This is a genomic window from Empedobacter sp. GD03739, from assembly GCF_029843245.1.
Taxonomy (GTDB): domain Bacteria; phylum Bacteroidota; class Bacteroidia; order Flavobacteriales; family Weeksellaceae; genus Empedobacter; species Empedobacter falsenii_B.
Genome location: NZ_JAOCHX010000038.1, coordinates 1 through 21,078 on the forward strand (window position 1 = coordinate 1; position 21,078 = coordinate 21,078).

19 protein-coding genes are annotated in these 21,078 nt (G+C 30.5%); 14 read left to right on the forward strand and 5 right to left on the reverse strand.

The features are described 5' to 3' along the window. The first annotated feature begins 73 nt into the window (after positions 1–73). From N5E64_RS11920 to N5E64_RS11945, 6 genes are all read left to right on the forward strand, one after another. Positions 74–346, forward strand: a complete 273-nt coding sequence (locus tag N5E64_RS11920) for a hypothetical protein (RefSeq protein WP_280037709.1) — start codon at positions 74–76, stop codon at positions 344–346. A 134-nt stretch (positions 347–480) separates the two neighbouring features. Beyond that, the gene (gene dtd / locus N5E64_RS11925; RefSeq protein WP_115002146.1) at positions 481–930 is read left to right on the forward strand and encodes a D-aminoacyl-tRNA deacylase; all 450 of its coding nucleotides are present in this window, start codon (positions 481–483) and stop codon (positions 928–930) included. Positions 931–949: 19 nt separating this feature from the next. Continuing rightward, positions 950–2,842 carry a DUF3857 domain-containing protein gene (locus N5E64_RS11930; protein WP_280037712.1) on the forward strand — a complete coding sequence of 631 codons (1,893 nt, stop codon included), beginning with the start codon at positions 950–952 and terminating at the stop codon, positions 2,840–2,842. A gap of 7 nt (positions 2,843–2,849) precedes the next feature. Next, entirely contained in the window at positions 2,850–4,868 is a 2,019-nt protein-coding gene (locus tag N5E64_RS11935) for a DUF3857 domain-containing protein (protein WP_280037713.1), read from the forward strand. An 88-nt stretch (positions 4,869–4,956) separates the two neighbouring features. Beyond that, complete coding sequence (locus N5E64_RS11940; RefSeq protein ID WP_038333238.1) at positions 4,957–5,283, forward strand: nucleotide pyrophosphohydrolase; 327 nt, start codon at positions 4,957–4,959, stop codon at positions 5,281–5,283. Between the two features lie 2 nt (positions 5,284–5,285). After that, positions 5,286–6,515: a 3-phosphoshikimate 1-carboxyvinyltransferase gene (locus tag N5E64_RS11945; protein WP_038333240.1), complete on the forward strand. Its 1,230-nt coding sequence runs from the start codon at positions 5,286–5,288 to the stop codon at positions 6,513–6,515. Between the two features lie 57 nt (positions 6,516–6,572). Here N5E64_RS11945 and N5E64_RS11950 read toward each other — a convergent pair whose 3' ends face one another. Together N5E64_RS11950 and N5E64_RS11955 are read right to left on the reverse strand one after the other, a co-directional pair. Then, positions 6,573–8,405 carry an ABC transporter ATP-binding protein gene (locus N5E64_RS11950; RefSeq protein ID WP_280037715.1) on the reverse strand — a complete coding sequence of 611 codons (1,833 nt, stop codon included), beginning with the start codon at positions 8,403–8,405 and terminating at the stop codon, positions 6,573–6,575. A 149-nt stretch (positions 8,406–8,554) separates the two neighbouring features. Then, positions 8,555–8,980 (reverse strand): DUF2147 domain-containing protein, encoded by a 426-nt coding sequence (locus N5E64_RS11955; protein WP_038333244.1) that lies wholly within the window; start codon positions 8,978–8,980, stop codon positions 8,555–8,557. A gap of 332 nt (positions 8,981–9,312) precedes the next feature. Between N5E64_RS11955 and epsC the strand changes: the two genes are divergently transcribed. The 3 genes from epsC (at position 9,313) to clpB (ending at position 13,777) form a co-directional block, all read left to right on the forward strand. Next, positions 9,313–10,086: a serine O-acetyltransferase EpsC gene (gene epsC / locus N5E64_RS11960; RefSeq protein WP_280037716.1), complete on the forward strand. Its 774-nt coding sequence runs from the start codon at positions 9,313–9,315 to the stop codon at positions 10,084–10,086. A 12-nt stretch (positions 10,087–10,098) separates the two neighbouring features. Continuing rightward, positions 10,099–11,007, forward strand: coding sequence for a cysteine synthase A (gene cysK / locus N5E64_RS11965; RefSeq protein WP_038333247.1), 909 nt, complete (start codon positions 10,099–10,101; stop codon positions 11,005–11,007). A gap of 157 nt (positions 11,008–11,164) precedes the next feature. Continuing rightward, positions 11,165–13,777: an ATP-dependent chaperone ClpB gene (clpB, locus tag N5E64_RS11970; protein WP_180905441.1), complete on the forward strand. Its 2,613-nt coding sequence runs from the start codon at positions 11,165–11,167 to the stop codon at positions 13,775–13,777. Positions 13,778–13,830: 53 nt separating this feature from the next. On the opposite strand, the gene N5E64_RS11975 is transcribed toward clpB, so the two are convergent. Further along, positions 13,831–14,340: a DUF2480 family protein gene (locus N5E64_RS11975; RefSeq protein WP_221855726.1), complete on the reverse strand. Its 510-nt coding sequence runs from the start codon at positions 14,338–14,340 to the stop codon at positions 13,831–13,833. Positions 14,341–14,440: 100 nt separating this feature from the next. Here N5E64_RS11975 and lpxB point away from each other — a divergent pair, with 100 nt between their 5' ends. The 4 genes from lpxB (at position 14,441) to N5E64_RS11995 (ending at position 18,148) form a co-directional block, all read left to right on the forward strand. After that, positions 14,441–15,553: a lipid-A-disaccharide synthase gene (lpxB, locus tag N5E64_RS11980; RefSeq protein ID WP_280037721.1), complete on the forward strand. Its 1,113-nt coding sequence runs from the start codon at positions 14,441–14,443 to the stop codon at positions 15,551–15,553. A gap of 247 nt (positions 15,554–15,800) precedes the next feature. Next, positions 15,801–16,241, forward strand: coding sequence for a hypothetical protein (locus tag N5E64_RS11985; RefSeq protein WP_180905443.1), 441 nt, complete (start codon positions 15,801–15,803; stop codon positions 16,239–16,241). 13 nt (positions 16,242–16,254) lie between these two features. Beyond that, on the forward strand, positions 16,255–16,812 hold the full coding sequence (locus N5E64_RS11990) for an RNA polymerase sigma factor (RefSeq protein WP_221855732.1): 558 nt from the start codon (positions 16,255–16,257) through the stop codon (positions 16,810–16,812). Beyond that, positions 16,799–18,148, forward strand: a complete 1,350-nt coding sequence (locus N5E64_RS11995) for a hypothetical protein (RefSeq protein WP_280037723.1) — start codon at positions 16,799–16,801, stop codon at positions 18,146–18,148. The genes N5E64_RS11990 and N5E64_RS11995 overlap by 14 nt, the downstream gene beginning before the upstream one ends. 16 nt (positions 18,149–18,164) lie before the next feature. On the opposite strand, the gene N5E64_RS12000 is transcribed toward N5E64_RS11995, so the two are convergent. Next, positions 18,165–18,602 carry a DUF2141 domain-containing protein gene (locus N5E64_RS12000; protein WP_260391932.1) on the reverse strand — a complete coding sequence of 146 codons (438 nt, stop codon included), beginning with the start codon at positions 18,600–18,602 and terminating at the stop codon, positions 18,165–18,167. Positions 18,603–18,678: 76 nt separating this feature from the next. Between N5E64_RS12000 and N5E64_RS12005 the strand changes: the two genes are divergently transcribed. Further along, positions 18,679–20,643, forward strand: a complete 1,965-nt coding sequence (locus tag N5E64_RS12005; protein ID WP_280037724.1) for a ComEC/Rec2 family competence protein — start codon at positions 18,679–18,681, stop codon at positions 20,641–20,643. Here the strand turns inward: N5E64_RS12005 and N5E64_RS12010 are convergent. Then, the gene (locus N5E64_RS12010) at positions 20,633–21,076 is read right to left on the reverse strand and encodes a thioredoxin family protein (protein ID WP_125348917.1); all 444 of its coding nucleotides are present in this window, start codon (positions 21,074–21,076) and stop codon (positions 20,633–20,635) included. The two genes, N5E64_RS12005 and N5E64_RS12010, sit on opposite strands and share 11 nt — an antisense overlap. Positions 21,077–21,078 lie beyond the last annotated feature (2 nt).

Genomic DNA, 21,078 nt, shown 5'->3' on the forward strand with positions numbered 1-21,078 from the left:
TTTATTTTCTCAAATTACGGTTTCACGTAAAAATAATTCAATTTCTCATTTTATTTTTGTTAAAATTAATTGAATGAGCAATTTATCCGTACAAATCGCTTTAGATTTTGTGGAATGTACAAAGGAACAAAAAGAAAGATTTTTGTTGCATTTAGAAGATTTAAATTGGAAACCATTAAATCCAAATAAATTGTGGATTGCTGAATTTGATAATTCTGAAAATAAAGAAAATAGACTAAAAAATATAGAACAAGAAATCATCAATGCAAAAAAAATATCAAAGCTCTATGAGTTAGATTATGCGATAATTGCAGATGAGGAAATCTATTTTAACCAATTAACTTAAACATTAAGCGATTGCTTTCTAAACTTAAATTACAACAAGCGTTATTGCACATTTAATAGATGAGTTTTAACGCTTTTTTATTTGTTAATAATTTCTTAAATTCAAATCGATTTTAAATCAATAAAATTAGAATTATGCGAGTGATTTTACAGCGTGTGCAACATGCTTCTGTAATGGTAGATGGAGAAATAACAGGAAAAATTGAAAGCGGAATTTTGGCCTTGGTTGGTTTTGAACCTGATGATACGAAGGAAGATTTTGAATGGATTTCGAAAAAAATAATTAAACTCCGAATTTTCAATGATGAAAATGATGTGATGAATTTGGATGTACAGCAAACAAATGGAGATATTTTGGTTGTGTCTCAATTTACGTTGCATGCGTCTACGAAAAAAGGAAATCGTCCGTCATATATCAAAGCGTCAAAACCGGACATAGCAAACGTACAATATGAAACATTTTTGAACGTTTTAGAATCAAATTTCAAGCCTGTACAAAGAGGAATTTTTGGTGCAGATATGAAAGTCGAATTATTGAATGATGGTCCTGTAACTATTTTTATCGATTCAAAAAATAAAGAATAACTTGATTAACAGATATTGAATGAAACAAACTCTACTTTTTTCAACTTTTTTTATTAGTTCATTTTCTTTTGCGCAAAACTATGCAGTCGATCAAATTCCAGCCGATTTGATAAAAGATGCTTATGCTGTTGTACGAAAAAATGAAGAAAAAATAGAACTTCTAAAAGTTGATGAATTAAAATATACGGAAGACGTTGTCGTAACGGTTTTGAGTAAAGCGGGCGATAATTATGTTGGTGCGCAAGCGAATTATGATGCAAATACAAAAATTGACTTATTCGAGGCAACTTTGTATGATGCAAATGGAAAAGAAATTAAAAAATTCAAGACCAAAGATTTTGGTGACCAAAGTTATGTAACAGGTGGACAAATGTACACGGATGATCGTATAAAATATTTGAATTACACACCAACAAATTATCCTTACACGATACATTATAAAATTGTTACAACGAACAAAAATACACTTTGGATTCCGCGTTGGTCACCTATACGAGCAGCGAATTTATCAATCGAAAAATCGTCTTATCAATTTGTAAATAAAACATCTTCAACTATTCGATTGAAAGAAGATAATTTTAAAGGTTTTGACATTGCAAAAACAGGAGATAACAATAATTTGAGCTATTCATTAAACAATGTTTTGGCATTTAATGAAGAAGATCAAATGGTTGGAAGTCAAAAAATATTTCCTCGCGCTATTTTAGCTTCAAATCAAATTAATATCGATGGTGTTAAAGGAAATTTTGACAATTGGAATGATTACGGAAAATGGACTTTTGATAATTTAATTCGTTCAAAATTAGATTTTACTCCATCTCAAAAATCAACTTTTCAAAATATGGTAAAAGATGCAAAATCGGACGAAGAAAAAGTTCAGATTTTGTACAAATATTTGCAAAATAAAGTTCGATATATTGGCGTACAACTGGGAATTGGAGGACTTTCGCCTTTTCCAAATTCTTATGTTGAGAGCAAAAGTTATGGCGATTGCAAAGCCTTATCTAATTATATGATTGGAATGTTAGATGCAGTGAATATCAAATCGTATCACACCATATTATTTGCTGGAAATCCAATTGATATTGATGAACAAATGATGTATCAACAAGGAAATCACATGATTGTTTATATACCTCTAAATGGAAAAGATATTTGGTTAGAAGCAACAAGTCAAACAGCTCCTTATAATTATTTAGGTGATTTTGCAGGAAATAGAAAAGTATTAATTGTTGATGAAAAAGGCGGAAAAATTATTCCTTCACAACAATTCAAAACAGAAGATAATCAATTATTCGTCAATGGAAATGCAACACTTTTAGCAGATGGGACATTAAATTTTGATTTTTCTGAAACTTCCAAAGGTTTGCTTTATGAGAATTTTGCAAGATTTAATCAATTAAGCGAGAAAGAACTTGATGTTCGTTTAAAAAATCGATTTTCTTACTTACAAGGAATATCATTCAAAAAGAAAGAATTTAATAATGATTGGAAAAATGCTGTTTTCACTTCAAATTTCGAGTTTTCAGCACCAAATTATGCTAAAATTCAAGGAAATAACATCATTCTGAATATTATTCCAGTGAATAAAGAAGAGACTTCTGTCAAAAAAATGAAAGATAGAAAGTTTGATTTCAACATCGAGACAGGATATGTTGACGAAGTTTCGTATACATTGACACTTCCTTCTGGTTATAAATTACCACAAAAATTTGATGCTATAATTGTGAAATCAGCTTTTGGTGAATATCAATTAGAAATCAATCCAAAAGAAAATAATGCATTCGAAATAAAACGTATTTACAAACAATTTTCAGGAACTTTCTCAAAAGAAAAATACAACGAATATGTAGAATTTAGAAGACAAATTTCGGGTTACGACAACACAAAACTACTTTTAGAAAAATTATAACACTAATATGAAAACAATATTTACGATTGTTGCGACAGTTGCAACTGTTTCGAGTTTTGCACAAGATGTAAAATTTGGAAAACTATCTAAACAAGATTTCGAGAAAACAAAAAGTACAATTCAAGCTGATGCTCCAGCAGAAGTTTTATATGCTGACGGAAATTATAAAGTTAGTTTTAATACCAATCAAGGCGGTGTTGAGCAAACAAAAAAAGTTTTTTATAGAGTAATTGTATTTGATAAAGATAAAACACCAGATGATGTTTTGAAAGTTGAAATTCCTCTTTACAAAAGTTCAGGATCGGATCAAGATAAATTAATTTCATTAAAAGCGGTTACTTATAACCTTGAAAACGGAAAAATTGTTGAACAAAAAGTCGAGAAAAAAGATATTTTTTTAGATAAAGTTCATCGTTTTATGGATAAACAAACGTTTACTTTTCCAAATGTAAAAAATGGATCAATCTTAGAATATACGTACGAAATTATTTCTCCATTTTATGGAAGTACGGATACCTGGTATTTTCAACAATCAATTCCTGTAGTTGCGAGTAATTTGACGATGCAAAATCAAGAACATTTTAATTATCAACAAGATTTGAGAGGTGCATTTGCTCCAAAATTAACAAAAAATTCTAAAGATGATACTTTTTCAACTACTTCTTTTGGAAACAGAGGTGTTTCATCTTTTGGGGGAAATATGGGAAATCAAGGCGCGACATCAAGTAACCACAAATTAAAAATTGACACGCAAACCTATTCATTAACTAATTTACCTTCTTATTCTCGCGAAGCTTATGTGCTTAATCCAAGAAATATGCTAGCAAGTATTCAGTTTGAGTTGGCTTCTTTTGTTGCTCCTGGTAGAACTTCAGAAAATTTTTCTACAACATGGGAACGTATTGGTAAAGATTTGATGGATCATGAAGAGTTTGGTCGACAATTAAATGGGAATAATTTTTTAGATGAAACTGTAAACGCTACAATTGTTGGAAAATCTACAAATATTGAAAAAGCTCAAGCAATTTACAATTATGTAAAAAACAACATGGCTTGGAATGATTATTTAGGTCAATATACAGATAAAGGAATCCGAAAAGCATTTAACGAAAAATCTGGAAATTCAGCGGATATCAATCTTATGTTAACAGCTATGTTGCGTAAAGCCGGATTAGACGCAAATCCAATTGTTTTGAGTACGTTGCAAAATGGTTTAATCAATTATTCGTTTCCTTCACGTAGCAAATTGAATTATGTAATTGTTGGAGCAACAATAGATAATGAATTTTATTTAATGGATGCAACTGATAAAAATGCTCAAATTAATTTATTACCAATTCGAGCAATTAACGATCGTGGATTTATGGTAAATGACAAAGGAATAAAAGAAGTTCCTCTTCGTAATTCGGTTATGACCAATGATAAAATATCAATTACGGCAGATTTAAAAGCAGACGGAACATTAACTGGAATTTTTTCGAATGTTCGCGATAATTATTTTTATATGTTTGACAAAAGTGAAATCGCAGATGATCCAAAAGCGTTCGAAAAAGAATTTATAGAAGATTATAATTTTGAAATTTCAGAATTTAAAACACAAGACAACAAACAAAATGTAATTCGTCATCAATTCAAATTTGATGATATTAAAGTAGATGTGGCTGGAAATAAAATATTATTCAATCCATTTTTATTTGTTGCGAATACAAAACATAATTTAAATCTAGATCAACGTAATTATAACATTGAGTTTGGAGCACCAACTACGAATACAAATACAGTTAAAATTAAAATTCCAGAAGGTTACAAAGTAGAATCTCTGCCTACAGAAAAGCAATTTACAATGCCTGATCAAGCTGGTGGTTATGCATATAAAGTAATTGAGAAAGATGGTTTTATTGTCGCTCAAGCTCAAAAAGTCATTCCATATAGTATTTTGCCTGCGCAATACTACAAACCATTGAAAGAATTTTTAACAAATATTATTAATGCAGAAAGTCAGCAAGTGATTTTGGTGAAACAATAAAAAATATTCTAAACATCGAATAAAGCCAACTCCAAATACGAGTTGGCTTTTTATTTTTGTACCTTTAACTTTTAAAATTTAAAATAAGATGAGCCTTAAACAAGCACAAACAGACGTTGATAATTGGATAAAAGAACATGGTGTTCGTTATTTTAACGAATTAACAAATATGGCACAACTAACCGAAGAAGTAGGAGAAGTTGCACGTATTATTGCACGTCGTTACGGTGAACAATCGGAGAAAGAATCAGACAAAAACAAAGATCTTGGCGAAGAATTGGCAGATGTTATTTTTGTAGCGCTTTGTTTGGCGAATCAAACAGGTGTTGATTTAGAATCAGCTTTTTACAAAAAATTAGATTACAAAACAAAACGTGACCACGATCGTCATCAAAATAATGATAAATTAAAATAAATATGATTGAAATTTCTGCTCTAAAATCTCCGATAAACAATCAATTAGCCATCACAGGTTCTAAAAGCGAAAGCAATCGTTTGTTGTTATTAAGTCAATTATTTGAGAATGTTTTGACATTAGAAAATGTTTCAAATTCAGAAGATTCTCAATTAATGCAAAAAGCGTTAGCGAACAAAAGTGATTTAGTTGATATTCACCACGCGGGAACTGCCATGCGATTTTTAACGGCTTATTTTTCTATTCAAGATGGACGAAAAATAACGTTGACAGGTTCTGAAAGAATGAAACAACGTCCAATAAAAGTTTTGGTTGATGCCTTGAATGAGCTGGGTGCAGAAATTTCGTATCAAGAAAACGAAGGTTATCCACCTTTATCGATTGTTGGAAAAAAAATAACGAAAGATTCTATTACAATCCCTTCTAACATTAGTTCTCAATATATCTCTGCTTTATGTTTGATTGGAACGAAATTAGAAAATGGATTAACGATTAATTTGGATGGAAAAATTATTTCTATTCCTTATATTCAAATGACAATTCAATTATTGAATAAAGTTGGAATTAATGCAATTTTCGAAGGAAATACAATCAAAATTCCTTTTACTGAAAACATCAAAGCTAAAACTTTACAAGTAGAATCTGATTGGAGTTCAGCTTCATATTATTATAGTTTGATTGCTTTATCGCAGAATTCTGAAATTAAAATCTCAACTTATTTCGAAGATTCTTTACAAGGAGATTCAGCTTTGCAACATATTTATGCAGAAAATTTTGGTGTAATTTCAACTTTTGAAAATGGAGTTTTAACATTGAAAAATGAAGATAATTTCATACCAAAATCTATCATCGAATTAAATTTAATCAATACTCCAGATATTGCACAGACAATTGCTGCAACTTGTGTGGGATTGAAAACAAAATGTCATTTAACTGGTTTAGAAACACTAAAAATCAAGGAAACCGACCGTTTAATCGCACTTAAAAATGAGTTGGAAAAATTTGGAGCAATTATAACAATTACAAACGATTCATTAACGATAGAAGGTTATAATAATTTTGAAAAAACGCCTACTTTAGCAACATATAACGACCACAGAATGGCAATGTGTATGGCGCCTTTGTCGCAAATTTACCCAATTCGAATTGAGAATGAAATGGTCGTAGAAAAATCTTATCCAACATTTTGGGAAGACTGGAAACAATTAGGTTTTGAAATTAAATCGATTTAAAATATAACAAAAAAATCCGCTTAAAAGCGGATTTTTTTTAGTTTGTATATACTTCATTTATTCAAAATTCTGCATATTTACCAAATTGGCATAAACACCTTTTTTCTCAATAAGTGAATGATGATTTCCTTGTTCAATAATTTTACCTGCTTCCATTACTACAATTTTATCCGCATTCTGAATTGTTGATAAACGGTGCGCAATAACCAAAGAAGTACGATTTTGCATCATATTATTCAAGGCAACTTGTACCAATTTTTCAGATTTCGTATCCAAAGCAGAAGTTGCTTCATCCAAAACCATAATCGGTGGATTTTTATAAACCGCACGCGCAATACTTAAACGTTGTTTTTGTCCACCAGAAAGCTTGCTACCTCCCTCTCCTACTGACTCTTGATATTTTTCTGGCATTTTTACAATAAACTCTTCCGCATTTGCAATTTGCGCAGCATATTCTACTTTTTCCAAATTTGGAGATTTATCACCTAATGAAATATTATTAAAAATTGTATCATTAAACAAAATAGAATCTTGCGTAACCAAACCAAATAACAAGCGATAATCATTTAATTTTATATGTTTGATATCAATTCCATCAATCAAAATTTGACCTGATTTCACATCCCAAAAACGAGTAATTAAATTCGCCAAAGTCGATTTTCCAGAACCAGATTGCCCAACTAAAGCAACGGTTTCTCCTTTATTAATTGTTAAATTAAAATTCTCGATCACATTATGTTTTCCATAAGCAAATGTGACATTTCTAAACTCAATTTTATCTTCAAACGCATCAATTCCTTTAGCATCTGGAACATCTTTTATCGAAACATCAGCATCCAAAACTTCAAAAATTCTCTTTGCAGAAACTTCTCCTTTTTGTACATCTGATAATGCTTTCGAAAAACGTTTAATCGGATCTAATAATGTATAAAATGTTGCGATATAAAAAATAAATTGTGACCCTGTTAAACCATTTCCTTCTAACGATAATTTACCACCAAAAAAAACAATTAATCCAATTGTAACAGCACCTAAAAATTCACTTGTTGGTGAAGCCAAAGCACGTTTTTTCATTACTTTTTGAAGATATTTACGATAACGATTAATCGATTTATCAAAACGTCCTTTTACTTGATCTTCTGCGTTAAAAATTTTGATAATCTTAAGCGAAGAAAGTGTCTCGTCTACATAAGTAATAATGTTAGATAATTCGTCTTGCGCATGAGCAGCAGCTTTTTTCAGACTTTTTCCAATCAACGAAATAATTGTTCCCATAATCGGAAAAACCAAAATAGCGAAAATTGTTAATTGATAGCTAACTGTAAATAATACTACAACGAAAACAATAATCATAATTGGCGAACGAACAATCTCTACAATTGAATTTAAGATGTTAGATTCTACTTCGTTTACATCGCTTGAAATACGATTAATCATATCTCCTTTTCGTTTTTCAGTAAAATAAGCAACTGGCAAATCAATAATTTTGTTATGAATATCAACACGTAAATCACGTGTCACACCCGAACGTAAGTCTACCAAACAAGTTTCTGAAAGAAAACTGAAAATATTTCGAAATAAAAATGCAATAATAAATATCACACACGAAATCGCTAACACATAAACTGGTCCTTGAGTTTGAGAAAGCTCATTCATATAATAAGCTGAATAATCTGAAAAAAATTGTTTCAGATTACCCAAATCACCAGAATAAATAGGTTTTGCGATAACTCCAGGTGATTTTTCACCAAACAAAACACTCAAAATTGGCATCATAAAAGCCAATGCAATTACATTGAAAAGTGCATAGAGTAAATTGAATATAATCGCTGTAACAAACGAAGTTCTATATGGTTTTGCGTACGAGAACGCTCTTTTAGTTAAACTCATTGATGTATTTTAGAAAATCAAAACCTTAGTTTTGAAGTTACAAATTTACGTAAAAAAAATAATGACTATTCTTTTAGAAATAGTCATTATAGAGTAAAATTTTGTGGGTTTGATTACTCAGAGTAACCTTTTCGTTTTTGTTTTGATTTTTATTTAACTCGTTGCCAAGTTTGCGTTCTTCCTACAAGAGAAATCCCGATAAAACCTCTTACGTCTAATTTATCATTTCCGTTAAGAGACATTTTTGCTTTGTATTCCTTTCCACTATTAGGATCAATGATTTTTCCACCATTCCATTCTTTTCCATCTTTTTTAAGACCAGAAAGAATTTGCATTCCTAAAATTGGTTTATTTTTTAATGCTCCTGAACAATCTGTACATTTTGCATCTTCTTTTCCTTTCGTTAAAATCTTAGTGACTTTACCATAAAGTTTTCCATCTTTCTCGAAAATCTCTACGTAAGACTTCGCCTGTTTTGTCTCATCATCAATTGTTTTCCAAGTTCCTATTGGTGATTGCGCATACATTAAAGATGTCAACATAAAGAATAATCCGAATAAAATTGATTTTTTCATATTTTTATCCTTTAAAATTTATTTCACTAAAATAACTATTTTTTAGTGTAAATAAAACACTACGCTTTATTTTTTATAAAAATAATCTCTTTTAAACATAAAAATTCATTTATAACATTAATTATCAATCATTTAATTCAATAAATAATTTTAAATAAATAAACATATATTTTATTCATAAAAGTCAAAACAGTGTATTATTATGCTTACATAGCAATAATAAAAGAGAAAGCATTTTTATGGTTTTTGTCATTTTTTCGACAATTTCTTCTTCAAGAATAAAAAAATGAATACATTTGTCTACTATTTTTATAGAGTTTATAGATTGAAGAATGAATCAGCTTACGAAATACAGTTTACCATTTAGAAAACAAGAAGTAGAACCGTTAATAGAATCCATTATTTATGATGAGATTTTTCAACAACCAAATCCTTTGTACAAGAAAGAAGATTTACTCAATCAATTCAATTCTCTCTTGTTAAAAATTGTTCCTGAGGAGAAATCGAATCAAATTAGTTTATATTTTTTTGAACAATTTGCACAACTTAGACAAGAATTAGAGGAACTAATTTTTGTTTTTTATGCAAATGATCCTGCATCTAAATCGGAAATTGAAATCATTTTAGCCTATCCTGGTTTTTTTGCAATTGCAATTCATCGTTTAGCACATATTCTCTACAATTTAAATACGCCTATTCTTCCTCGTTTTTTTTCCGAATATGCACATTCTAAAACTGGAATTGATATTCATCCTGGTGCTTCAATTGGAAAAAACTTTTATATCGATCATGGTACAGGAATTGTCATTGGAGAAACAACATTGATTGGTGATAATGTGAAAATTTACCAAGGCGTAACATTAGGAGCGTTTTATGTTTCGAAGAATTTGGCTAATAAAAAACGTCATCCAACAATAGAAAATAATGTCACAATTTATGCTGGAGCAACTATTTTGGGAGGAACAACAATTATTGGAAAAAATTCTGTAGTCGGCGGAAATGTTTGGATTACAGAAAGTATAGAAGAAGATTCTGTTGTCTATCAAGAGAATCAACCACAAATAAAAAAACAAAAAAAAGAACAACATATCAATTATATCATCTAAAACCTTACAACAATGATTTACAATAATGTATTAGAAACCATAGGAAATACACCAATTATTAAACTGAATAAATTATTTCCTAACCATAACGTTTATATTAAAGTAGAAAAACAAAATCCGGGTGGATCAATAAAAGATCGTATTGCTTTGGCAATGATTGAAGATGCTGAAAAAGCTGGAATTTTAAAACCTGGAGGAACAATTATAGAACCTACTTCGGGTAATACAGGAATTGGCTTATCATTTGTTGCGGCTGTAAAAGGTTACAAAATGATTATCACAATGCCAGAATCGATGTCAATTGAACGTCGTAAAATTATGGAAGCTTATGGTGCTGAATTTGTTTTAACTCCAAAAGAATTAGGAATGAAAGGCGCTATTGCAAAAGCACAAGAATTAGCCGAAACAATAGAAGGCGCTTGGGTTCCGCAACAATTTGAGAATAATTCGAATCCGACAGTCCATTACAATACAACAGCAAAAGAAATCCTTGAAGATTTTCCACAAGGAGTTGATTATTTAATTACAGGAGTTGGAACAGGCGGACATCTTTCTGGAATTGGAAAAGCATTAAAAGAAGTTAACTCTTCAACAAAAGTTATCGCTGTAGAACCAACAGATTCTCCTGTCATTTCAGGAGGAAATCCTGGTCCACACGCGATTCAAGGAATTGGAGCAGGATTTATTCCTACTAATTTAGATACTTCAATCGTTGATTCTTCTACTCAGATTACAAAAGAAGAAGCATTTGAATTTGCAAAAAAAGTGGCTAAAGTAGAAGGTATATTTGTCGGAATTTCTACAGGTGCTTCATTGGCTGCAGTTGCTAAAACTTTGAATGAAGTAGACAAAAACACGAAAATATTAACTGTCAACTACGATACTGGCGAACGCTATTTATCAGTAGAAGGTTTATTTTAAATACTATAAAAATTTTTAAACGAAAGGAGATATTGACAAAATGTCTCCTTTTTTTATTCAACAAAGTCAAAAAGTCAGTTTTTAGGTTTTATTTCTACTTTGGAATTTTTTTTGATGAAATACACCAAACAAAACCAATATAAAAAACTAAAAACCAATGGATTTTAATCAATTTACAATAAAGGGTCGTGAAGCGATTCAAGCAGCGCAGCAAATTGCAGTTGCACAAAAAAATCAAGCAATAGAACCAGCTCATATTTTAGGTGGAATGATAGATGTTGATGAAAACGTGTTATCATTAATCTTAGAAAAACAAGGTGTAAAAATGGATATGTTGAAACCTGAGTTGGATTTAGAAATCAATAAATATCCAAAAATAGAAGGTCAACAAGGAAATCATCTTTCCAATTCATCTAACCAAATTTTGCAATCTGCACAAGAAATTGCAAAAGAGATGAACGATGATTTTATCACCTTAGAGCATTTATTATTAGGTATAATCAAGAATGTATCGCCTGTAAGTCAGTTATTAAAAAATAGAGGTGTAACATTCGACAACACAAAAAAATTAGTAACAGAATTGAGAAACGGAGAAAGAGTAACTTCTGAAAACGCGGAAGGAACATATAATTCATTAAACAAATACGCTAAAAACTTAACAGATTTAGCAAAAGAAGGAAAATTAGATCCTGTAATTGGACGTGATGAAGAAATTCGTCGTGTTTTACAAATTCTATCACGTCGTACAAAAAATAACCCAATCCTTATTGGTGAACCAGGTGTTGGTAAAACCGCTATAGCAGAAGGTTTAGCACATCGTATCATCAATGGAGATGTTCCTGAAAATCTTTTGAATAAACAAATTTTTTCATTGGACATGGGAGCTTTGGTTGCTGGTGCAAAATACAAAGGTGAGTTCGAAGAGCGTTTGAAAGCCGTTGTGAAAGAAGTAACCGCTTCGAATGGAGAAATAATTTTGTTCATCGATGAGATTCACACGCTTGTTGGTGCTGGCGGCGGCGGAGAAGGTGCAATGGATGCTGCAAACATCCTAAAACCTGCTTTGGCTCGTGGCGAATTACGTTCGATTGGTGCTACAACTTTGAATGAATATCAAAAATATTTTGAAAAAGATAAAGCTTTAGAACGTCGTTTCCAGAAAGTAATGGTAGAAGAACCAGATGAAGAATCGGCTATTTCTATTTTGCGTGGAATCAAAGATAAATACGAGCAACACCATAAAATTGGAATTAAAGACGAAGCAATTATTGCGGCTGTAAAATTATCAACACGTTATATTACAGATCGTTTTTTACCAGATAAAGCCATCGATTTGATGGACGAAGCAGCTTCTAAGTTGAGAATGGAAATGAATTCTAAACCAGAAGATTTAGATAAATTAGATCGTAGAATTATTCAATTAGAAATCGAAATTGAAGCGATAAAACGCGAAAATGACGAGAAAAAATTGAATCTTTTAAAAGAAGAATTATCTAATCTTCAAGATGAAAGAAATCAATTGAATTCGAAATGGGAAGCGGAAAGAAATCGTGCCGATGAAGTTCAAGATTTAAGAAAATCTATCGAAAATATCAAATTCGAAATTGAGCGTGCAAAACGAGATTACGACTATGCAAAAGCTTCCAAATTAGAGTTTGAAGATTTAGTTAATGCAAAAAATAATTTAGAAGAAGCTGAACATAATCTAGAAGAAAATAAACAAAATAAACTGGTAAAAGAGTTTGTTGATGCGGATGATATTGCAGAAGTTGTATCGAAATGGACAGGAGTTCCGGCTCAGAAAATGATGCAATCTGATCGCGAAAAATTATTGAATTTAGAAAACGAATTACACAAACGTGTTTTAGGTCAAGAAGAAGCAATTATAGCAGTTTCTGATGCCATTCGTCGTTCTCGTGCAGGTCTTAGTGACGAAGGAAAACCAATCGGTTCGTTCTTATTCTTAGGTTCAACTGGTGTTGGGAAAACTGAGTTGGCAAAAGCCTTAGCCGAGTTCTTATTCGATGATGAAAATGCAATGACTCGTATCGACATGTCCGAATATCAGGAGCGTCATGCAGTTTCTCGCTTGGTTGGGGCACCTCCGGGTTACGTTGGTTACGACGAAGGTGGTCAGTTAACAGAAGCGGTTCGTCGCCGTCCTTATTCAGTTATTTTGTTGGACGAAATTGAGAAGGCACATCCAGATGTTTTCAATATTTTGTTACAAGTTTTGGATGACGGACGTTTGACAGACAACAAAGGTCGTGTGGTTAACTTTAAAAATACGATTATCATTATGACATCGAATTTTGGTTCTCATACGATTTTGGATAAATTCTCAAACATTGACGAAAATAATGTGGCACAAGTTTATGATGAAACAAAAGATGTCGTTTTTGAGGAATTGAAACAAAACTTTAGACCAGAATTTTTGAATCGTATTGATGAAATTATTTTGTTCCGTCCGTTGAGCGAAAACCAAATTTCCGGAATCGTGAATATCTATTTAAGCGGAGTTGCGAAGAAATTAGCACAACGCGATATTACATTAGATATTACGCCAGAAGCTGTCGATTATTTAGCAAGAAAAGGCTACGATCCTCAATTCGGAGCAAGACCATTGAAACGAGTTATTCAACAAGATGTATTAAATGAACTTTCAAAAGAAATTTTGAAAGGAACAATAAATGATAATGATGCGGTTTTAATCGATTATTTCGAAGAAAAACCTGGAGATAATAAATTAGTTTTCAGAACTAATCAATAAGTATTTTACGATTTTATTCATGTGTAAAAAATCCGCTCGTTGAGCGGATTTTTTTATTTCTTCTTTTTATAAAGCGGAACAGTGCTACACGCTTCACCAAACATTAACGAACTTACAATTGGTTGTAAACGTTCAATCAACTGAATATAAGCTGATTCTGGTACAGGTTTGTGAGAGCAACCTTTCACAATTATTTTTCCATCAACATAATCTTCATAAGGCAAATGATCTACAATTTCTGTGTACAAAATCGTATCCAAATCTTGTAAACTTCCATGTACAATTCGTTTCGCAATTGGCGACAAATAGGTTGCGACCAACAAATAAGCCCAAGACGGAACAATCGCATCCGCAGTACACGTTAACGCTACATATTTATCTTGATATTGTGTCCAATCATGATTTTTCAGATTTTCTCTAAAATCCTTTTCTCTAAGAATCAATTCTTCATATAACCAATCTTTCAAGTCAAAAACAACACGATCTCCATCAGGGTAATAATCCTGTAAATCAATTGTTACTAAACTACTATTGGCAACTTTATTTATAATTTCGTCTGACATTTTTCTTTGTTTGAAAGAGTAAATTTACGCAATAAAAAACATTGAAATCTACTCCACTTATAGATTTCTCCTATCTTTGTAAGAAGAAAAATGATTTCCATTGAAATACTATATCATTGCAGGTGAAGCTTCGGGCGATTTGCACGCATCGAACTTAATGAAAGAATTAAAATTAAAAGATCCACAAGCTGAATTCAGATTTTGGGGAGGAGATTTGATGCAAACGCAAGGCGGAACTTTGGTCAAACATTACAGAGATTTGGCGTTTATGGGTTTTGCTGAAGTTGTAATGAATTTGAGAACGATTTTAGGAAATATTTCGGTTGCTAAAAAAGACATCGAAACTTATCAGCCAGATGCAGTTATTTTAGTTGATTATCCTGGTTTTAATCTCAGAATTGCTGAATTTGTAAAAAGTCTTGGAATTAAAATTTACTATTATATTTCGCCACAAATTTGGGCTTGGAAAACTGGTCGAGTTCATAAAATCAAAAAAGTTGTCGACAAAATGTTTGTGATTCTTCCGTTCGAAGAAGAATTTTATCAACGTTACGATTACAAAGTAGATTTTGTTGGAAATCCATTATTAGATTCGTTGAATAATCTTCCGCCAATTGATGAACAACAATTTAGAAAAGATCATAATTTAGACGAAAGACCAATTATTGCTTTACTTCCCGGAAGTCGAACACAAGAAATTAAAGTCAAATTACCTTTGATGCTTTCTGTTGAAAAAGATTTTCCCGATTATCAATTTGTTGTGGCGGGTGCTCCATCTCAACCAATCGAAAATTATAAAAAAATTGCAGGAAATGATTTGAAAATTGTAGAGAATAAAACCTACGATTTATTGCGCGTTTCTCATGCAGCCTTGGTTACATCAGGAACAGCAACATTAGAAACTGCTTTACTGAAAGTTCCAGAAGTTGTTTGCTACAAAGGAAATGCTATTTCGTACGAAATCGGAAAGCGTGTTGTAAAAAACATTCGTTTTATTTCGTTGGTAAACTTGATTATGGACGAAGAAGTGGTTAAAGAGTTGATTCAATATGATTTAACTTATGAAAATATCAAACGAGAATTAGATTTAATTTTAAATTCTCCTAAACGAGAAAAAATCATGAAAAGCTACGAAGAATTGTATCATAAACTTGGAGGAATTGGCGCTTCAGAAAGAACCGCTTCACTAATTATTGAGGACTTAAAAAAATAATTAAAAAAAGTAAAAGTTTGACGCAACCTTTTATTGTTTTTTTAATCTTGTAAGCTATAGATGTCATTCAGATCTAATTATTAAAATGTTTCGGGATTGACTTAACTAAAGTTTTACACCTATTCTAACAAAAGTAATCCTCTTGATTTTCAAGGGGTTTTCTTATTCTATATATTAATTTCTTATTCTTTCACGCAACCTTTTCTAAAATCTATATCTTATTTTTATAACGATTAAAACTCATACAATGAAATTAATGAAAAGATTAAGCATGTTTGCTTTGGTAGGTATTTTAGGTTTATCAACATTTAGTTGTTTAAATAATGATGACTCAGATTATATGAATTATGGTTTTTTAGCAACAACGGCAATTAATGTTCATGAAGACTCTATTCAGCCAGTAGGAAAAACTACAAATATTCGAGTAACGTACGAAAAAACAAATTCTTGTCAAAATTTTATTCAATTTAGCTCTTTACAAGGAAGTACAACTTTTAAACACAACATTGGTGTTTATGCAAGTCAAAGTAATGGAAACTGCACGCAAAATACTTCGTACGAAACAAAAACTTTGAAGTTTACACCTAAAGAAGCTGGTGAGTACACATTAAGATTTTGGACGGGAAATAAACCAAATTCAACTGAACCAATTTATGACTCAATTGTGTTAAATATCAAAGAAAAATAAAGTCCAATAAGTTTTGAATAGTGACTCTCTTGAAATTTTAATCAAGCAATGTCAAGAACAAAATAGAAAAGCTCAAGAAGAAATTTATATTGAGTTTTCGTCTGTTTTGTTCTCGATCTGTCTTCGTTATGCCGAAAATCACGAAGATGCGCAAGATATTTTTCAAGAGGGTTTTATTCATATCTTCAATAAAATAAATCAATTCAAATTCGAAGGATCTTTTGAAGGTTGGATGAAACGGATAATGGTAAATCTTAATTTAGAAAAACTAAAAAAGAAGAATAATTTACCTTTTGAAGATTTCGAAAATCTCATTATCACACAGGAAGATGACGACGAAGTTGAAGAAGATTTTGATTATCAACAGTTGTTAGAAGCCGTTCATAATCTTCCACCACAATATAGGCAAGTTTTTAACCTCTACGTTTTTGAAGAATATTCGCACCAAGAAATTGCAGAAATGCTGACCATTTCGGTTGGAACTTCAAAATCAAACTTATCAAGAGCACGAAATTTATTAAAACAAAAACTCAATCAATTAAAAACTGTCACAGAAGATGAACAAATTTGATCAACATATTAAAGATAAACTCTCGCAACCACAACTTCCTCCTTTGGATGCTTGGAAAAATATTCAAGAGAAATTAGACGAGAAAGAAAAGAAAAAACGCATCATTCCTTTATTTTATTGGATTGGTTCTACAGCAGCGTGTTTAGTTGCGGGAATTTCTATTTATTATTTTAATCAAAATGATGCGGTTAACGTTAATCATACTCCGACTAATGAAGTTGTAAAAACGAAATCGACATCTAAAGAATCCACCAAAAAAGATTGGAATAATATTGAACATACAAATGAAAAGTCTTTTGATAATAAGATTGTTTCTTCTGTAAAAAAATCGACTGAATCAAATCAAAAAATAATTCAAAGTTCAAGTTCATATTTTGAAAATATAATTGGAGAATCAACTTTATTTTCGAATACAATTCCAAATCAAAAAGAAGATAAAACACTAGAATTATCTCAAAAGAATTCAACTCAAAAAGATAATTTTGTACAAAATAATTCTTCAATCAATCCAAAAAATGAAGTTTCTGAAAAAGAAACTAATCCTAAAATTTTAGAAGAAAAACCATTAGAATTAGTTCTTCAAGAAGAGGAAAAAAAGAAAGAGAAAGTAGAAATCAAACAGAAATCTCCACTTCTGACGATTTCTTCGTACATCAATCCAACAAAAGTGTTAGAATCAAAATCTATTTTAGCAAATGAATTTAATGATTACAACATCAAAAATAACATTACAGTTGCTTATGGCGCAAAAGTTTCTGTTCGATTAAATGATAAGATAAATGTTCGTTCGGGAATTGCAAAAGTTGAGTTGGAACAAAATACAACCAATATAAATTCGGGAATCAATACAGGTGTTTATGCACTTTCTGCAAGCATGCCAAAATCATCTAACAATATCACATATCATTCGAATATTCGAGTTGTAGGTGATAATACATCACATACGACAATGACCATGTTGTCTTCTGAAACCAATACTATGGAACAAAAAGTTCATTACATCGAAGTTCCATTAGAAATTGAATATAAACTGGCAAGTTTTGATAAATTCAATATTCTAGCAATAGCGGGAGGAAGTTATTTTGCTGTAACGAAAAATTCTATTTCATTAGCTGATACTAATACAAGATCAAATTATAAATTAGGCGAAGCAAATAACTTAAATAATTCGAGTTATAGCGCTAACGCTGGAGTTAAGTTAGAGTATAATTTATCAAATAAATCAAGTATAAATTTGGAACCAAATTATAGATATATGCTAAATCCATTGAAAAATGTAGATGCTAAAAATCCTTCTTTATTAGGATTGAATATAGGTTTTTCAATTAAATTTTAACAAAAAAAGACGAAGATTATTCTTCGCCTTTGTTATTGTTTAATTTGATTACAATTGTATTATTTTCTTCAGTCATATCCACTTTGGCTTCCTCAAAAGTTGGCTCACGCAAAATAGGATCTAAATTCTTAGAAAAACCATACGGTTCTTTACGCACACCCAAAAAACTTTTATCAAGCTGTTTATTATTGTTCGTATCCAAATACACTTTTACCGCATAAAATGTTGGCTCAATATCTTTAAAAACCGTTTCATACTTGTCTATATCAGCAACTGGAACGTACAATTTTTTGAATGCATTTTGACCTTTTGTATAATTTTCTACATTTCTATAAAACTCTATAGCCAAATTTCCTTTCATTTTCTTAAGGTTTGTGATTGATAGTTTTACATCAATTTGAGCCATTGCCATTTGAGTAAAAAATAACACAATTAATATAAGAATCTTCTTCATTTTTTTATTTTTTTAATCAATTCATTTACAAATAATTAAAACCTACTATTTGTAAAAAAATTTATAAATTATTAGGATGAAAAAGTATCTCTTTTTTACCCTAACAATTTGTTTCTCAATCGGAATAATTTTATCCGAATTATTAATTCCTGCTACAAATTTACGAATTATATTTTTTTCATTAATTATTCTACTTTTTATCTCTTTGTTAAAAAATAATAATCGTCAAAATATAATCACTTTTTTAGGCATTTCGATGATTTTAGGCTATTATATTCATCAAAATTATAATAGACATTCAAAAATTGATTTCGAATCTGTTTCGAGAATTCATTTACTAAAAGTCGTTTATAGTTCTAATTCTACCGAAAAATATACCAATTACGTTGTAAAAGATATTGAAACGAATGAGCAAATTTTACTTCATATCAAACCTCAACAACAAATTTTATATCCCAATGATGAAATCATAATTTTAGGAGAAAAAAGAGAAATCCAAAAACCGTTAAATCCATATCAATTTGATTATAAACGTTTCTTAAACAGAAAACGAATTTATTCTCAAATCTTTACAAATGAAATTATTTCTATTCACAAAGAAGGAAATGGATTTCGAAATTGGGTTGCCAAATCGAAAGTCAAGATTCGAAAAGAACTAACAGAACAAGGTTATTCCCTTGAAAGTAGAGCGATTATTTCGTCTATGCTTTTGGGTGATAGAACGGAGCTTTCGCAAGAACTCAATCAAAGTTATGTAGCAACAGGAGTTGTGCATATTTTATCCATTTCTGGTTTACATGTGATGATGATTTACATGATTTTACAATTCATTTTACAACCATTATTAAAGCTAAAACAAGGTCGGAAAATTAGAATAATTATTAGCTTAATATTTATCTGGATCTTTGCTTTTTATGTCGAATTACAACCGCCAGTTTTTCGTTCTGCGTTGATGATTACCATTTATTATATTAGCGAATTACTCAACCGACCAAAAAATATTTTCCACACACTTTCACTTTCTGCTTTTATCATTCTAGTTTTTCAACCTAATTATTTGTTTGATGTTGGCTTTCAATTGAGTTTTTCAGCGGTCTTTTTCATTGTTTGGCTCAATCCAATTTTTGAGTATTATTGGAAAGTTAAAAATAGTTTCCTGAAGAAAATCAAGATTATGATTGAAACAAGTTTATCTGCTCAATTAGGAACTTTACCAATTTCGGTCTTGTATTTTAATCAATTTTCAGGATTGTTTTTATTTGGAAATTTAGTCTTGATTCCTGCTTCCTTTTTTATGATTTGTGGCGGTATAATTAGCATTCTTCTCATCATTTTTGATCTTAATATTCCAATCTATACGTGGATTTTCAATCATTTTATCTATTACTCAAATCAATATATTTATTGGTTAGCGAACTTCAAGTTTATTGCAAAAGATGTTTACATCAGTTTATTTACCGCGATTTTGATTGGCGTTATTTTATATGCATCAAAACCATTATTCCTAAAAAAATCTAAACTAGCATTATTTGTTTGTTTAATTTCTTTATTTCTAATTGAATCTGAACGATATTATCAAGTTTATCAACTCAATCATTCGAATGAATTGATCGTTTTTAATCAATATAAAAATAGTATTATCGGAATAAGAAATCAACGAAGTTTAGCAATTTTAAGTGAAAATCCTTTGGATGAAAAAACATATAATTTTACTATTAAACCTTATAAAATTCACGAAAGAATAAAAGATGTTAGTTTCTACTCTTATGATTCAGACTTTAAACATCAACATTTTATCAAACATCCAAATTCTATTGAAACGAAGTCATTTAACCTTTTATTAAATGAAGAACATTCCGATATTCCTTTTTATGTGTTAATTCATCAATCGAAGTTTTATTCTTTCGAAAATAATGAAAATTTAAAAAGGGTAATTGCTGATGCCAGCAACTACCCTTCTATTGTTAGAGAACTTGAAGAAACTTCTGATTCTGTTTTATGGAAAACCTCTCAACAAGGTTATTTCTCGATTAAATTTTGATATCGTTTATGAAATCTGTTGAACTACGATAACCCAAAACGACTTTGTTGATATCTCCTTTTCCGTTCATCAAAACAGTTGCAGGATAACTCAATTGTCCGTTTGTAAAGGCATATGCCATATAATTCGCTTTAGCAGGCGCAATATATGTATACTGAATTCCCATAAATTTTACCATATCCTTTGTTTCTGCATCAAATTTTACCGCAATATAATTTTTGTTTACATAATCTGCGACTTTATTATCTGTAAAAGTTTCTTTGTCCAAACGCTTACAGAATCCACACCAAGTTGTATAAAAATTAATCAATACAGGTTTTTCTGGATGTGCTTTTATTTCCTTTGTTGCTTCGTCTAATGATAACCATTTAATTTCTTGTCCGAAAAGAAATGATGATAAAATTAGGGCAGCGATTGCTAAGCTTGATTTCATAA

What these genes read in the sequence shown, in the direction of transcription:
- N5E64_RS11920 (WP_280037709.1), top strand. Translation starts at nt 74, where the DNA reads ATGAGCAATTTATCCGTACAAATCGCTTTAGATTTTGTGGAATGTACA.
- dtd (WP_115002146.1), top strand. Translation starts at nt 481, where the DNA reads ATGCGAGTGATTTTACAGCGTGTGCAACATGCTTCTGTAATGGTAGAT.
- N5E64_RS11930 (WP_280037712.1), top strand. Translation starts at nt 950, where the DNA reads ATGAAACAAACTCTACTTTTTTCAACTTTTTTTATTAGTTCATTTTCT.
- N5E64_RS11935 (WP_280037713.1), top strand. Translation starts at nt 2,850, where the DNA reads ATGAAAACAATATTTACGATTGTTGCGACAGTTGCAACTGTTTCGAGT.
- N5E64_RS11940 (WP_038333238.1), top strand. Translation starts at nt 4,957, where the DNA reads ATGAGCCTTAAACAAGCACAAACAGACGTTGATAATTGGATAAAAGAA.
- N5E64_RS11945 (WP_038333240.1), top strand. Translation starts at nt 5,286, where the DNA reads ATGATTGAAATTTCTGCTCTAAAATCTCCGATAAACAATCAATTAGCC.
- N5E64_RS11950 (WP_280037715.1), bottom strand. Translation starts at nt 8,405, where the DNA reads ATGAGTTTAACTAAAAGAGCGTTCTCGTACGCAAAACCATATAGAACT.
- N5E64_RS11955 (WP_038333244.1), bottom strand. Translation starts at nt 8,980, where the DNA reads ATGAAAAAATCAATTTTATTCGGATTATTCTTTATGTTGACATCTTTA.
- epsC (WP_280037716.1), top strand. Translation starts at nt 9,313, where the DNA reads ATGAATCAGCTTACGAAATACAGTTTACCATTTAGAAAACAAGAAGTA.
- cysK (WP_038333247.1), top strand. Translation starts at nt 10,099, where the DNA reads ATGATTTACAATAATGTATTAGAAACCATAGGAAATACACCAATTATT.
- clpB (WP_180905441.1), top strand. Translation starts at nt 11,165, where the DNA reads ATGGATTTTAATCAATTTACAATAAAGGGTCGTGAAGCGATTCAAGCA.
- N5E64_RS11975 (WP_221855726.1), bottom strand. Translation starts at nt 14,340, where the DNA reads ATGTCAGACGAAATTATAAATAAAGTTGCCAATAGTAGTTTAGTAACA.
- N5E64_RS11985 (WP_180905443.1), top strand. Translation starts at nt 15,801, where the DNA reads ATGAAATTAATGAAAAGATTAAGCATGTTTGCTTTGGTAGGTATTTTA.
- N5E64_RS11995 (WP_280037723.1), top strand. Translation starts at nt 16,799, where the DNA reads ATGAACAAATTTGATCAACATATTAAAGATAAACTCTCGCAACCACAA.
- N5E64_RS12000 (WP_260391932.1), bottom strand. Translation starts at nt 18,602, where the DNA reads ATGAAGAAGATTCTTATATTAATTGTGTTATTTTTTACTCAAATGGCA.
- N5E64_RS12005 (WP_280037724.1), top strand. Translation starts at nt 18,679, where the DNA reads ATGAAAAAGTATCTCTTTTTTACCCTAACAATTTGTTTCTCAATCGGA.
- N5E64_RS12010 (WP_125348917.1), bottom strand. Translation starts at nt 21,076, where the DNA reads ATGAAATCAAGCTTAGCAATCGCTGCCCTAATTTTATCATCATTTCTT.